General features: G+C 63.9%; 10 protein-coding genes and 1 pseudogene. 9 read left to right on the top strand and 2 right to left on the bottom strand.

Translation table 11 applies throughout. From position 1 onward, the window contains the following. Positions 1–122: 122 nt before the first annotated feature. The 9 genes from QFZ52_RS07865 (at position 123) to QFZ52_RS07825 (ending at position 9,543) form a co-directional block, all read left to right on the top strand. On the top strand, positions 123–1,796 hold the full coding sequence (locus QFZ52_RS07865; RefSeq protein ID WP_307497061.1) for a DUF262 domain-containing protein: 1,674 nt from the start codon (positions 123–125) through the stop codon (positions 1,794–1,796). Positions 1,797–2,008: 212 nt separating this feature from the next. Further along, entirely contained in the window at positions 2,009–3,139 is a 1,131-nt protein-coding gene (locus QFZ52_RS07860) for a restriction endonuclease subunit S (RefSeq protein WP_307497060.1), read from the top strand. 2 nt (positions 3,140–3,141) lie between these two features. Continuing rightward, the gene (locus QFZ52_RS07855; protein ID WP_307497059.1) at positions 3,142–6,078 is read left to right on the top strand and encodes a type I restriction endonuclease subunit R; all 2,937 of its coding nucleotides are present in this window, start codon (positions 3,142–3,144) and stop codon (positions 6,076–6,078) included. A gap of 263 nt (positions 6,079–6,341) precedes the next feature. Continuing rightward, complete coding sequence (locus QFZ52_RS07850; protein WP_307497058.1) at positions 6,342–6,782, top strand: hypothetical protein; 441 nt, start codon at positions 6,342–6,344, stop codon at positions 6,780–6,782. Positions 6,783–6,879: 97 nt separating this feature from the next. Next, on the top strand, positions 6,880–7,290 hold the full coding sequence (gene arr / locus QFZ52_RS07845) for an NAD(+)--rifampin ADP-ribosyltransferase (RefSeq protein WP_307497057.1): 411 nt from the start codon (positions 6,880–6,882) through the stop codon (positions 7,288–7,290). 115 nt (positions 7,291–7,405) lie between these two features. Then, the gene (locus QFZ52_RS07840) at positions 7,406–7,660 is read left to right on the top strand and encodes a type B 50S ribosomal protein L31 (RefSeq protein WP_066213029.1); all 255 of its coding nucleotides are present in this window, start codon (positions 7,406–7,408) and stop codon (positions 7,658–7,660) included. A gap of 121 nt (positions 7,661–7,781) precedes the next feature. Further along, positions 7,782–8,840, top strand: coding sequence for a lipoate--protein ligase family protein (locus QFZ52_RS07835; RefSeq protein ID WP_307497056.1), 1,059 nt, complete (start codon positions 7,782–7,784; stop codon positions 8,838–8,840). 11 nt (positions 8,841–8,851) lie between these two features. Beyond that, on the top strand, positions 8,852–9,229 hold the full coding sequence (locus tag QFZ52_RS07830) for a Type 1 glutamine amidotransferase-like domain-containing protein (RefSeq protein ID WP_307497055.1): 378 nt from the start codon (positions 8,852–8,854) through the stop codon (positions 9,227–9,229). Further along, on the top strand, positions 9,163–9,543 hold the full coding sequence (locus QFZ52_RS07825; protein WP_307497053.1) for a Type 1 glutamine amidotransferase-like domain-containing protein: 381 nt from the start codon (positions 9,163–9,165) through the stop codon (positions 9,541–9,543). The genes QFZ52_RS07830 and QFZ52_RS07825 overlap by 67 nt, the downstream gene beginning before the upstream one ends. Positions 9,544–9,613: 70 nt before the next feature. On the opposite strand, the gene pepN is transcribed toward QFZ52_RS07825, so the two are convergent. Both pepN and QFZ52_RS07815 read right to left on the bottom strand, forming a co-directional pair. After that, entirely contained in the window at positions 9,614–12,226 is a 2,613-nt protein-coding gene (gene pepN / locus QFZ52_RS07820; RefSeq protein WP_307497052.1) for an aminopeptidase N, read from the bottom strand. A gap of 87 nt (positions 12,227–12,313) precedes the next feature. Continuing rightward, positions 12,314–13,766: pseudogene (locus QFZ52_RS07815) on the bottom strand (SDR family NAD(P)-dependent oxidoreductase). Between the last annotated feature and the right edge of the window lie 42 nt (positions 13,767–13,808).

The following is a 13,808-nucleotide window of genomic DNA, read 5'->3' as shown; positions in this document are numbered from 1 at the left end:
CTCGATCGACTATTACCAGCGCGAGTACAAGTGGGAATCGAAGCAGCTCTCCGACCTCATCACCGACCTCACGGGGAAGTTCCTGCAGCTGTACAGCCCGGACCACAAGCGGACGACCGTCGGTGGCTACCCCGGGTTACTACCTCGGCTCTATCATCGTCTCCCAGAAGGGCAACCAGCCGTTCGTCGTCGACGGACAGCAGCGGCTCACCACCCTTACCCTGTTCCTCACCTACCTCCGACGTCTGCAGGCAGAGCTCGGAACCCCAGAGGTGAAGATCGACGAGCTAATCTACTCCGAGGCGTACGGCGAGAGGTCGTTCAACCTTGACGTCCCCGACCGCACCGACTGCATGTACGGGCTCTTCGAGACCGGCGAGTTCGAAGCACCTGCCGAGTCCGTCGAGTCGGTGCGCACGCTCGTCGCGCGGTATGCCGAGATCGAGGGGCTCTTCCCGGACGAGCTCAAGGGCGAGGCATTGCCCTACTTCATCGACTGGCTGAAAGACCGCGTCCAGATCGTGCAGATCACCGCTTACAACGACGACGATGCGTACGCGATCTTCGAGACGATGAACGATCGCGGACTCAAGCTCACGCCGGCGGACATGCTCAAGGGATACCTGCTCGCGAACATCGATGGCGGGACACCGCGCGCGAAGGCCAACGACCTCTGGCGGTCCTGGATGCGCCGACTCGAAGACCTCGGCGAGGGACTCAGCTCCGACTTCTTGAAGACTTGGCTGCGCAGCCAGTACGCCACCAAGATCCGTGAGCGGAAGAAGGACGCCAAGCCCCAGGACTGGGATCGGATCGGCACTGAGTTCCATCGCTGGCTGCGCAACGACGCCAAGCGTATCGGGCTGGTGTCGTCCGACGCGTTCAGCGACTTCGTGACCCGCGATCTGGACTTCTACGCGCGCCAGTACGAGCGCATCTCACAGGCCGAGGCATCGTATGACGCCGCGAGCCCGCTGCGATTCATCCGGTTCAACGCAGATCACCGCTTCACCCTGCAGGATCAGATGCTGCTCGCGCCGCTGCGCGTCGAGGACAACGCCGCGACCGTCGACGCGAAGCTGGAGATCGTCGCCCGGTTCATCGACATCCTGCTCGCCTGGCGCATCTGGAACTCGCGCTCCACCGACTACTCCACGATGCAGTATGCGATGACGACCCTCATGTTCCGCATCCGCGGGCTCAGGGTGGGGGAGCTCGCCCGGGAGCTCCACCGCTACCTGGCGAACGAAGGGGAGAAGTTCGACACGAACGACGACCTCGTCGTGCACCAGCAGAACCGAGCACAGCTGCATCGGATCCTCGCCCGCATCACCGACCACGTCACGACGCGCTCTGGACAAGCATCGAATTACGTCGAGCTGACCGGAAGCAACGGCGTGCGGTACGAGGTCGAGCACATCTGGGCAAACCACCCGAGCCGGTTCGCGGACGAGTTCCCGCATGAGTCCGACTTCGCGCGCCACCGCAACCGCATCGGCGACCTGCTGCTGCTCCCCAAGCAGCACAACGGCAGCTACAGCGACGACACCTATGAGCAGAAGCGTCCGCGCTACTACTCTCAGAATCTGCTCGCCGCATCACTCGATCCGCAGGCGTACGAGAAGAATCCTGGTTTCCTGCATTTCGTGGCCGACAGCGGACTCGATTTCCGCCCGTACGAGGCCTTCACCGCTGAGTCGATTACGGAGCGTGGCGAGTTGTACCGCGCCATCGCCAACCATGTGTGGAACCCTGCAGACCTGCTTCGCGCTGCGGGGATTGGGGAGGACAACTAATGTTCCATCAGTTGCCGGAGTACGCGGACATGACCGAGACGCCTGTGGGCTGGGCACCCAAGTTGCCCCGCCATTGGGGTCTTGAACGGGGAAAATCCCTATTTGTGCGCGTTCACCGTGAGCCCATGGCGTCTGACGGGGTCGTCACGTGCTTTCGGGATGGCATGGTCACGCTCAGGAGTCGACGGCGGTCAACGGGTTTTACAGAGTCATTGAAAGAGATCGGATACCAGGGCATCCGAAAGGGCGACCTGGTGATCCACGCGATGGACGCGTTCGCCGGAGCCGTTGGGGTCTCAGATAGCGACGGGAAAGGTACCCCTGTCTATAGCGTCTGTGTGCCAAGACAAAATGCGAACCCGTACTACTACGCTGCTGTCGTTCGCGAAATGGCTCGAAGTTCTTGGATTCTCGCGCTCTCGAAGGGCGTGCGGGAGAGGTCGACAGACTTTCGCTTCGAGATGTTCGGCGCTCAGATGCTTCCCGTTCCCACGGCAAGTGAGCAGGCCGCGATCGTGAAGTATCTCGGCCATGCGAACTCCCGCATCGACAAAGCCGTCGCCGCGAAGCGCCGAATCATCGCGCTGCTACAAGAGGAACAAGCAGTGCTCGTTCGCTCAATTTTCTCTGCGCTGGACGCGCCGATACTTCGCGCGAAAGACGTATGTATTCGCATCATCGATTGTAAAAACCGAACCCCCGAATATGTCGCGGAGGGAGGATTTCATGTCATCCGCACCACGTGCGTCAGGGACGGGAAGTTCTCCATGGAGGGAAGTTACCCTACCAACGAGGAGAACTTTCGTGAGTGGACGCAGCGCGGTGTTCCCGGGGTCGGCGACGTTCTCTTTACGCGTGAAGCTCCGGCGGGAGAAGCGGCACTAGTCCCCGGCGGCGTCGACGTGTGCCTCGGTCAACGAATGATGATGTACCGCCCGGATCCTGCATTGATACGTGCCGAGTTCTTGGTGCGCGCACTCTATGATTCGCCAGCGAGGGAATTTATTAGCGTCGCAATGAACGGTAGCACCGTAGGGCACCTGCGCGTAGGTGACGTGGGCGCGATACCTGTACGTGTGCCTGAATTGTCTTTGCAGGACGAGATCCTTGGAAAGCTCCGTAAGGTTCGAGAGATGACCTCTGAAACGGTGTCCAGGATAAACCAGGAATTGGTACTACTGCAGGAGTTCCGCACTCGCCTTGTCGCCGATGTGGTAACGGGGCAAGTTGATGTTCGGGCTATTGCTGCGGATCTGCCGGATTTGCCCGAGATGTTTGACGAACTTGGGACGAGCCTCGACGATGAACTCGAGGAAGCACTGAGCGAGAATTTGGAGGAGTGAGCATGCAGTATCTCAATGAGGAGAGCCTGGAGGCGCTCATCGTCAAGCAGATGGTCGGGGGAGGCTGGGCTGAAGGTTCGCCGAGAGACTACGCCGCCTCGTATGCCCTTGACCTTGTTAACTTCGCTACCTTCGTCGAGACCACGCAGGCAGGGCTTATCGATTCGCTCGGACTCGCAGATGATTCGCCCACACGCCACAAGTTCCTGGCCCGGGTCCAAGGTGAGATCACGAAGCGCGGAGTCGTCCATGTGCTCCGTAACGGTGTCGACCATCTCGGACACCACGTCGATCTGTATTACCCGACGCCTGCAGCAGGTAACCCGAAGGCCGTCGAGCTGTTCAACGCCAACCGGTTTGTCATCACTCGGCAGGTGCACCACAGTGTCAGCAACACCGGCGACTCGGTCGATCTCGTCGCGTTCGTGAACGGTCTGCCTGTGTTTACGTTCGAGCTGAAGAACAACATCACGAAACAGACGGTCGATGATGCGGTGCAGCAGTACCAGCGCGACCGGGATCCGCGCGAGCCGCTGTTCGCGTTCGGGCGGACGATCGCTCACTTCGCGCTTGACGACCAGAGAGTGAGGTTCTGCACCGAGCTCAAGGGGTCTTCCTCGTGGTTCCTTCCTTTCGACCAGGGTTTCAACGACGGTGCCGGCAACCCGCCGAACCCCGATGGGATTATGACGGACTACCTCTGGACGCGAGTGCTCGCCCCGGAGAGCCTCGCGGGGATCATCGAGAACTACGCGCAGGTCGTCGTCGAGAAGAATCAGAAAACGGGGAAGAAAAAGTCGAAGGCGATCTTCCCTCGTTTCCACCAGCTCGACGTCGTCCGCCGACTGCTTGCCGAGGTCGAAGCGAATGGCGCGGGCCGCCGTTATTTGATCCAGCATTCTGCAGGCAGCGGGAAGTCCAACTCGATCGCCTGGTTGACGCACCAGCTCACCGAGGCTGCGCACGGCGGCCGGACTGCGTTCGATTCGATCATCGTCGTGACCGACCGGGTCATCCTTGACAATCAGCTGACGCAGACGATCAAGTCGTTCCTGCAGGTCGGCTCTACGGTCGTCCACGCCGACCGATCGGGCGACCTGCGACGCGCGATCACTGCGGGTAAGAAGATCATCCTCACCACGGTGCAGAAGTTCCCCTATATCCTGGACGACATCGGCGCGGATCATCGCGATCGCACGTTCGCCATCGTGATCGACGAGGCGCATTCATCCCAGGGGTCCAAGACGTCCGCGGCAGTGTCGCATGCACTGTCCGGTGCGAGCGCCACCGACGAGGACACGGTCGAGGACCAGATCAACCGGATCATCGAGAGCAAGAAGCTGTTGCCGAACGCCAGCTATTTCGCGTTCACGGCGACGCCGAAGAACAAGACGCTCGAGATGTTCGGCGAAGCATTCGCGCAGCCCGACGGAGAGGTCGGCCACCGGCCGTTCCATTCGTACACGATGAAGCAGGCGATCCAGGAAGGCTTCATCGTCGACGTGTTGGGTAACTATGCGCCGGTGGGCAGCTACTACAAGCTGATGAAGACCGTCGAGGACGACCCCGAATTCGATGCGAAGCGTGCGTCGAAGAAGCTCCGCGCGTACGTCGAGGGTAACGAGCACGCGATCGCGCAGAAGGCCGCCATCATGGTCGAGCACTTCCACTCCCAAGTGGTCGCCAAGCGCAAGATCGGCGGTGAGGCCAGGGCGATGGTCGTGACGGCGTCGATCGCGCGCTGCATCGAGTACTTCCACGCGTTGCGGGATGCGCTCATCGATCGCAAGAGCCCGTATCAGGTAGTCGTCGCTTTCTCTGGCGAGCACGACTACAAGGGCCAGAAGGTCACCGAGGCGAGCTTGAACGGATTCCCCTCGAATGCCATCGCGGAGCACGTGAAGACCGAGCCTTACCGGATCCTCGTCGTCGCGAACAAGTTCCAGACGGGCTACGACGAACCGCTACTTCACACGATGTACGTGGACAAGACCCTCTCAGGCGTACTTGCCGTGCAGACACTGTCACGACTAAACCGGGCGCATCCCGCGAAGCACGACACCTTCGTGCTCGATTTCGCCAACGACGCCGAGGACATCCAGCATTCATTCGAGCCGTACTACCGGACCACCTTGCTGGCGCAGGAAACCGACCCGAATAAGTTGCACGACCTCGTCAATGAGCTCGACGCGGCTCCTATTTATACGCCCGAGCGGGTCGACAAGTTCGTCACTCGATACCTTGCGGGGGAGAGCCGCGACAAGCTTGACCCTCTCCTCGACGTCTGCGTGGCCGAGTACGTGGAGCTTCCCGACGAAGATGACCAGGTGTCGTTCAAGGCCAACGCCAAGGCCTTCTTGCGCACCTACAACTTCCTATCCACCGTCCTTCCGTACGGCAGCCCCGAGTGGGAGAAGCGCTCGATCTTCCTCGACCATCTCGTGCCGAAGCTTCCGGCACCCAAGGAGGAAGACCTGGCCGCCGGCATCTTGGAGAACATCGATCTGGAGTCGTACCGGGCCGAGAAACAGAATGCGATGAAGATCGCACTCGACGACGAAGACGGCGAGCTCGCGCCCGTCCCTGCCGCAGGCGGCGGGCATCGAGCCGACGCCGAGCTCGAACGGCTCTCGGAGATTGTGAAGAGCTTCAACGACTACTTCGGGAACATCGAGTGGGAGGACGGGGACCGGATCCAGCGCCGCATCACGGAGGAGATCCCGCGCCTCGTCGCGGAGGACGAGGCGTACCGTAACGCGCAGGCCAACGATGACCCCGTGAACGCGCGTGTAGAGATGAACAGGGCGCTGGGCAGAGCCATGCTCGGTCTCATCTCTGACGAGACTCAGCTGTTCAAAGCCTTCCAGGACAACGAGAGCTTCAAGCACTGGCTCGAAGATGTCGTATTTAAGGCTACCTATCAGAGAGGCGCAGCCTGAGTGAAGAGGATGTGTGAGGGAAGTAGCTGGACGCGATTAGAACTTCGAGTAAGAATGAAGCCCGCGGGGCTGTCGGTGTCCGCATCAGTTTAGGGGGAAATATGGGTTTCGTCACTCGGCTACTTGTTCCACGCAAGATGCGACGCGCATTTAACCCATTTCGCACTGCTAAGAATTCGTTCGATTCCGCATCTCGATACGGGCTGTGCGCAGTTGCTCATCGGTCCCATGAAACCGTAAGCCGGTGCGCTGATTGCCAGCGGTTGACTGCCGATGCTCATTCGATCAATCGAAAGTCGCCCGACGTTGATACAGAATACGGCACGTTCGGTAAGTGGTTCAGCTTCCTCGTGCTGGGGTTGCTGGTTGCTATTTTTACCTGGTCCATTCCGACCGTAGGCCCTATCGTGGCGGTAGCTTGGTTCTTTATTTTTCTCACCATTCCCAGTGGAAGTGAAGTTCTCGGATGCCTCGCACTAGGAACATTGCTAGCGCTTGCACTGTGGCTGATTCCCCTCGCTGGTCCTTACCTCGCGTTGCTCGTTTTCAGCTTAAGCTGCGTACTGACCATTTTCTTGTTCGTTCCAAAGGCTGGAAAACGTGGGAAGACGCGAGCGGAGCGCGCGGATGAACTGGAAGAGTGGACACGAAAGGTGAGACAGGCCAAATCTGATTCAGATACTCAACTCCGGGAACTGAAATGACTGCAAGCATCACGGCGCCATCCGCCGTCGCGTTCTGGGAGCTGCGGGCGCGCTGACAGCCGGTGCGGGACCTGGTCCGCGTTGCTACCGTGGTCTCATGAGCGAAGCACTGGATGAGGGGCCGTTCTACCACGGCACCAAGGCCGATCTGAAGGCCGGAGATCTTCTCACAGCGGGGTTCCGGTCCAATTACAAGCCGGAGATCGTGATGAACCACATCTACTTCACTGCGCTGCGGGACGGGGCCGGGCTGGCCGCCGAACTCGCCGCAGGGGAGGGTGAACCGCGGGTGTATCTCGTGGAGCCGACCGGCGAGTTCGAGAACGATCCGAACGTCACGGACAAGAAGTTCCCCGGCAACCCCACCCGGTCTTACCGCAGCACGGAACCCCTGCGGATTCTCGGCGAAGTGACCGACTGGACGCGCCTGACCCCGGAGGCGCTGAAGGGCTGGCGCGACCGGCTCGCGGCGATCCGAGCGGACGAGCGCGCGGAGATCATCAACTGACCTCTCCGGTTGGCCCGGGCAGGGGCCGATGCTGTAGAGTTGACAGCTGGCCGTCATGGCCACCGAATCATCCCTGCTGCTGGCAAAATCCAGTGGCGCGAACAAAGGCCCCAAGATGAAGTCTGATATCCACCCGAAGTACCAGGCCATCGTTTTCAACGATCTGGCTTCCGGCGTCAAGTTCCTGACCCGTTCCACCGCGACCTCCTCGAAGACCATCGAGTGGGAAGACGGCAACACCTACCCCGTCATCGACGTGGAAGTTTCCTCTGAGTCGCACCCGTTCTACACGGGCAAGCAGCGCATCATGGACTCCGCCGGCCGCGTGGAGCGCTTCAACGCTCGCTTCAAGGGCTTCGGCAAGAAGTAATCTCCTTGCCTTCCCGGAAGGGGTCACAGCTCGGCTGTGGCCCCTTCCGGCGTTAACGGGCCAGCCGCGTCAACGGGCAGGCTGCGTCACCCCACAAGCCCAGGGCGATAGGCTGGAGAACATGCCGAAGCGTCATGGTGAGTTCAAGGTTCCCGGAGGAAAACTGGTCGTCGCGGACCTGGAGGTGAGCGACGGAAAACTGGCGGGCGTCTCCATCAGCGGGGATTTCTTCCTGGAGCCGGATGAGGCCCTGGACGCCATCAACGCCGCAATCGAAGGCTCGCCCGCGGATTCTCCCTCCAGCGTCCTCGCGGGCCGGATCAAAGACGCGCTGCCGGTCAATGCGCAGCTCTTCGGTTTCAGCCCGGAATCCGTCGCCACGGCCGTCCGGCGGGCCCTGGGCCTGGCCAGCACCTGGCGGGATCACGAGTGGGAGCTGATCGGCCCCGGCGTCCTGCCCACTGAGGTCAACGTCGCCCTCGATGAGGTGCTCACCCGGGCCGTGGGGGCTGGGGAGCGCCGTCCCGCGCTGCGCTTCTGGGACTGGGAGGAGACCGCCGTCGTCATCGGCAGCTTCCAGTCGTACCGCAATGAGCTGAACCCCGAGGGCGTCGCCCGCCACCACGTCAACGTGGTGCGCCGCATCAGCGGCGGTGGGGCGATGTTCATGGAGGGCGGCAACTGCATCACCTACTCCCTGTACCTGCCGCAGAGCCTCGTGGACGGCCAGAGCTTCGAAGCGTCGTACGCGTTCCTGGATGCCTGGGTCATCGAGGCCCTCGAACGGGTGGGTGTGAAGGCCCGCTACGTCCCCCTCAACGACATCGCCACGGATCAGGGCAAGATCGGTGGCGCGGCCCAGAAGCGGCTCGCCAATGGCGGCATGCTGCACCACGTCACCATGAGCTACGACATCGACGCGGACAAGATGGTGGAGGTCCTGCGGATCGGGCAGGAGAAGCTCTCGGACAAGGGCACCCGGAGCGCGAAGAAGCGCGTCGATCCACTCAAGCGCCAGGCGGGCCTGGACCGGCTGGCGATCATCGACGTGATGATGGAGGTCTTCGCCGAACGCTACGGCGCCGTGCGAGCCGAACTCAGCGACGCCGAGCTGGCCGCCGCACGCGAGCTCGCCGCGAGCAAGTTCTCCACTCCCGAGTGGCTGCGCCGCGTGCCATGAGAGGCACCATCGTGACGCTCGGCGGTGGCGGGTTCTCCATGTCCGAGGACGGCGCCTCGCTGATCGATGATCAGATCCTCGCCCTGAGCGGCTCGTCCCGGCCGAAAGTCTGCTTCGTGCCGACCGCGAGCGGCGACGCCGAGGGCTACATCCGGCGCTTCGAGGACGCCTTCCGCGGGCGCGCGACGACGTCCGTGCTCTCGCTCTTCTGCCGGGACCCGTGGGGATACACCGACCCGGCCATGCTCCTCGACCAGGACGTGATCTATGTGGGCGGCGGCTCCACCGTCAACCTCTCCTGGAACTGTGGAGACGGCACGGGGTGGCGCAGCTGGTCGAGCAGGCTGCGGCACAGGGCACCGTGCTGGCGGGCATCAGTGCCGGGATGAACTGCTGGTACGAGGCGTCGTCGACGGATTCCTTCGGGCCCTTGGCTCCCCTGAACGATGGGCTCGGCCTGCTGCGGGGGAGTGCCTGCCCGCATTACCGCGGCGAGCCGGGACGCCGCGAGCGGTACCTGGGCTGGGTCGCCGACGGTTCTCTTCCGGCGGGCTACGCGGTCGACGACTACGCCGCCCTGCTCTTCCGGGACGGCGAGCTGAGCGGCGGCTTCGCGGAGCGCCCGGGCAGCCAGGCCTTCCGCGTGGAGTCGAACGGCGGGTCCGCCGTCGAGCGCGAGATCCCGTTGCAGCTGCTCGGCTGAGCCGTGAAACGCAGGAAGGGCCCGGCGGATCATCCGCCGGGCCCTTCCTTGCCTTCTCAGCTGGAGTAGATCAGGCCTGAGAGCCCGCTGCCTGAGCCTTCAGGGAACGCACCAGCTTGTCCCGCTCCTCGAGGATGAGGCGGCGGAGCGCACGGGGTGCGTTCTCGTGGGCGGACAACCACTGGTCGCACTGCACGACCACCGGGTGCTCGGCCGGCGACTGGCCGGGGGCGAGATCCTGTGCGTCCGGGAAGAACCCGAGGACCAGGCGGCTCGCCATACCGATGCTCATCGAACCCCACACGCTCGTCAGACGCTCGAAGTACGGCCCCACATACGGTGCCAGGAGCTTGCCGGAACCGGTCATGAAGCCGGCGATCGTCGCGCTGAAGTTGCGGTTGGAGAGCTCGGTGTCCGGACCGCACGCGGCCCAGGCTTCGGCCTTGGCCTCCGCGGTCGGCCGGGCTGCGACGGCCAGGGCGTGCCCGGCGCGGGCGTCCGCGTTGTCCTCGCGGGCCAGCTCCGCGTCGAGCGCGGGCCGGTCCAGCCGTCCATGGGCTGCCAGGGCCTGCAGGGCAGCCCAGCGGAGCTTGGTGTCCAGGGCCAGGCCTGCCACGCGGCGACCTCCGCCCAGCAGCCCGGTGATGAGATGAAGTGCCTCGCCACTGTGGAGGCTGAGAGCCATGACGCACCGCGCCCACGCGAGCTGGGCATCCGAGCCGGGCTCAGCGTCCTGGAGGCGTGCGACGGCGGTCAGCGTGAGTTCGTTCCGCAGCGCGTCGCGGCCGTCGGCCGGCACGTAGTGGTTGACCGCGAAGACGGCGTTGCTCAGCACCGACTGGAGGACGCCGATGGTGCTCTCGGTGTGAGCGAAGCGCATCGCCATGCGGAGGTACTCCTCGGCCGGTCGCTGGCCGTCCCGGGTGGCGCTCCACACGGCGTTCCAGGCCAGGGCCCGTGCCATGGGATCGTCCAGGCGATCGAGCTGTCCGGTGACGGTCTCGTAGGAGACGTCGTCCAGGCGGATCTTGGCGTAGCTCAGGTCGTCGTCGTTCAGCAGGGCCAGGGCGGGACGGGCGCGGCCGGTCAGGGCCTCGACCTCCGTTTCGGCGCCGTCGACGTCGAGGTCCAGCACCTCGGTGCGGACCAGACGTCCCTGTGCATCCGGCTCGTACAGGCCGAGACGCAAACGGTGCGGGCGCAGGGCGGTGGCGCCGGTGACGGGGTCCACGGCGTCCTGGACGATGCCCGCGGCGGTGATGACGCCGTCGTCGTCCTGGATCTCCAGACGCAGCGTCGAGATGCCGGAGGTCTCCAGCCACGCCTGAGACCAGGACGCGAGTTCCTTGCCGGATGCGGCGTCCAGTTCGTGGAGGAGGTCGGACAGAGTGGTGTTGCCGAACTCGTGGCGCTTGAAGTAGCTGCGGGCGCCCTCGACGAAGGCGTCGAAGCCCACATACGCCACCAGCTGCTTGAGCACCGCGGCGCCCTTGGCATAGGTGATGCCGTCGAAGTTCTGCTTGGCGGCTTCCAGATCGGGGATGTCCGCGACGATCGGATGCGTGGTGGGCAGCTGATCCTGGACATAGGCCCAGGCCTTGCGCTGGTTGGCGAAGTTCACCCAGGAGGTCGTGAAGTCACTGGCGCGGTCGACGCCGAGGGTGCCCATGAAGTCCGCGAAGGACTCCTTGAGCCACAGATCGTCCCACCACTGCATGGTGACGAGATCCCCGAACCACATGTGCGCCATCTCGTGCAGCAGGGTGTTGGCGCGCTGCTCGTACTGGGCCTGCGTGGCCTTCGACGCGAAGACGTACTCCTCGGTGAAGGTCACGAGGCCCGGGTTCTCCATGGCGCCGAGGTTGTACTCGGGCACGAAGGCCTGGTCGTATTTGCCCCACGGGTAGGGGTAGTCGAAGAGCTCGGAGAAGAAGTCCAGGCCGCGCTTGGTCTGGGCGAACAGCGTCTCCGTGTCGAAGGACTCCGCCAGGGAGGCGCGGCAGTACAGCGCGAGCGGCACCACGAGTGGCTCGCCGTCGGCATCCGTGCCGGTCCAGCTGTCCTCGGCCGTGAAGTACGGGCCGGCGAGCACGGCGGTGATGTAGGTGCTGAGGGGCAGGGTCTCGGCGAAGTCCCAGCGTGCGGCCCGTGCGTCGCTCGCCAGGGGAGTGCAGACCATCTCGGCGCCGTTCGACGCGACGTGCCAGTGTGCCGGTGCCGTGACGTGGAAGGTGTAGCGGGCCTTCAGATCGGGCTGCTCGAAGTTCGCGAACACGCGCCGGGCGTCCGCCGGCTCGTACTGGGTGTACAGGTAGGTCTTGCCGTCCGCGGGGTCCACGTAACGGTGCAGTCCCTCGCCGGAACGGCTGTAGAGGGCGCGAGCCAGGACGGTCACCTGATTGAGCTCCCGGAGGCCGTCCAGACGGATCCGACTGCCCTCGACCACCTCGTCCACGGGCAGCTTCTTGCCGTTCAGGAAGACCGCCTGAACGCTGTCCCCGATGAAGTCCAGGAACGTGGAGCCGTCGGAGCTCGCCTCGAAAGTGATGACGCTTTCGCTGGGGAACCAGGCGACGGCCGGGTCCTCGGCGTCGCGGACGTCCAGGGTCACGTCATAGCTGAGGGTCTTCACCGCGGCGGAGCGGTCCTGCGCCTCGAGGCGTTTCAGATTCTGGTTTTGCACCCGAACATTTAACCATGCACGGCGGTCGTGGCCGGTGAAGTGGCGCCTTCATCGGCCAGCCGCCGTCACTTCGTCACGGTGAGCAGGTCACCAGGGGGAGGGCTTGTAGTCCTTCAGGAAGACCCCGTACTGGTCTTCGCCCGCCTCGCCCATCACGATCGGATCGTAGACCCGGGCCGCGCCGTCCACCAGGTCCAGGGGCGCGTGGAAGCCTTCGTCCATGAGCCGGACCTTGGTGTAATGCGGACGCTCGTCCGTGATCCAGCCGGTGTCCACGGCGGTCATGAGGATCTGATCGCTCTCGAACATCTCGCCCGCACTCGTCCGGGTCATCATGTTCAGGGAGGCCTTCGCCATGTTGGTGTGCGGGTGACCCGGTCCCTTGTAGGCGCGCGAGAACTGACCCTCCATGTGCGCTCACGTTGACCACGTACTTGCGCCGGGCGGTGGACCGCCGCATGGCGTCCCGCAGCCGGCTGACCAGCAGGAAAGGCGCGGTCACGTTGCAGAGCTGGACTTCCAGCATCTCCAGCGGTTCCACCTGGTCCACCACCTGGGTCCAGGAGTTGATCGTGGCGAGGTCCGGGACCAGACCGCCGGCGTCGATGGCCGTGCCGGCCGCGATCCGGTCGAGCGACGCCGAGCCCGTCGACAGCGCGAGCGACGTGATCGCATCGCCCGCCAGCACGGGATGCTCCAGGACGCTGGAGGCCAGGGCCAGGGGGTGCTTGTCATGGGCGTGCCCGAAGGTCACCAGCTCCGGTCCGCCGTTGCCTTCCTGCAGGGCGGCGGGCAGGGGCTCGTCCTCGGCCTCCACGAGCGGCTGGTAGGCGTTGCCGGAGCGGCGCACGGTCTGGGCCGCGTTGTTGATGATGATGTCGAGCGGTCCGGCGGCGGCGACGGAGTCGGTGAGGGCCATGACCTGGGACGGGTCACGCAGGTCGATGCCCACGATCCGCAGGCGGTGCAGCCACTCGGAGCTGTCCTCCATGGCGGCGAAGCGGCGCGCCGCGTCCTTGGGGAACCGGGTGGTGATCGTCGTGTGTGCGCCGTCGCGCAGCAGCCGCAGCGCGATGTACATGCCGATCTTCGCTCGGCCGCCCGTCAGCAGTGCACGGCGTCCCGTGAGGTCGGTGCGTGCGTCCCGCTTGGCGTGGCTCATGGCGGCGCAGTCCGGGCAGAGCTGGTGGTAGAACGCATCCACCTGCGTGTAGTGCTGCTTGCAGATGTAGCAGGGGCGGGACCTGATGAGGTGCCCCGCGATCTCACCCGTCGCCGAACTCGAGAGCTTGTTGCCGCGGGTCTCGTCGTCGATCCGGTCCGGGGCGGCGGTGGCGGTGAGAGCCATGACGGAACGGTCGGCCTCGGCGATCGCGTCGCGCTTCTCATTGCGCCGGTGCCGCTTCACGGCCTTGAACATCTTGCCGGTGGCCCGGCGGACGGCGATGTAGTCCGGATCCTCTTCGTCATAGACGTGGATCGTGTTGAGGACTTTGAGGCAGGCTTCGATCTCATCCGGTGTGAGTTCGGGGGTGGTCATTTCCCCTATTTTAGTGGGCGCGGCCCACTGCTCGGAACGCGA

The organism is Arthrobacter woluwensis, assembly GCF_030816155.1.
In the GTDB taxonomy this organism is placed as follows: Bacteria; Actinomycetota; Actinomycetes; order Actinomycetales; family Micrococcaceae; genus Arthrobacter_E; species Arthrobacter_E woluwensis_A.
This window is presented reverse-complemented; position numbering and strand designations above follow the sequence as displayed.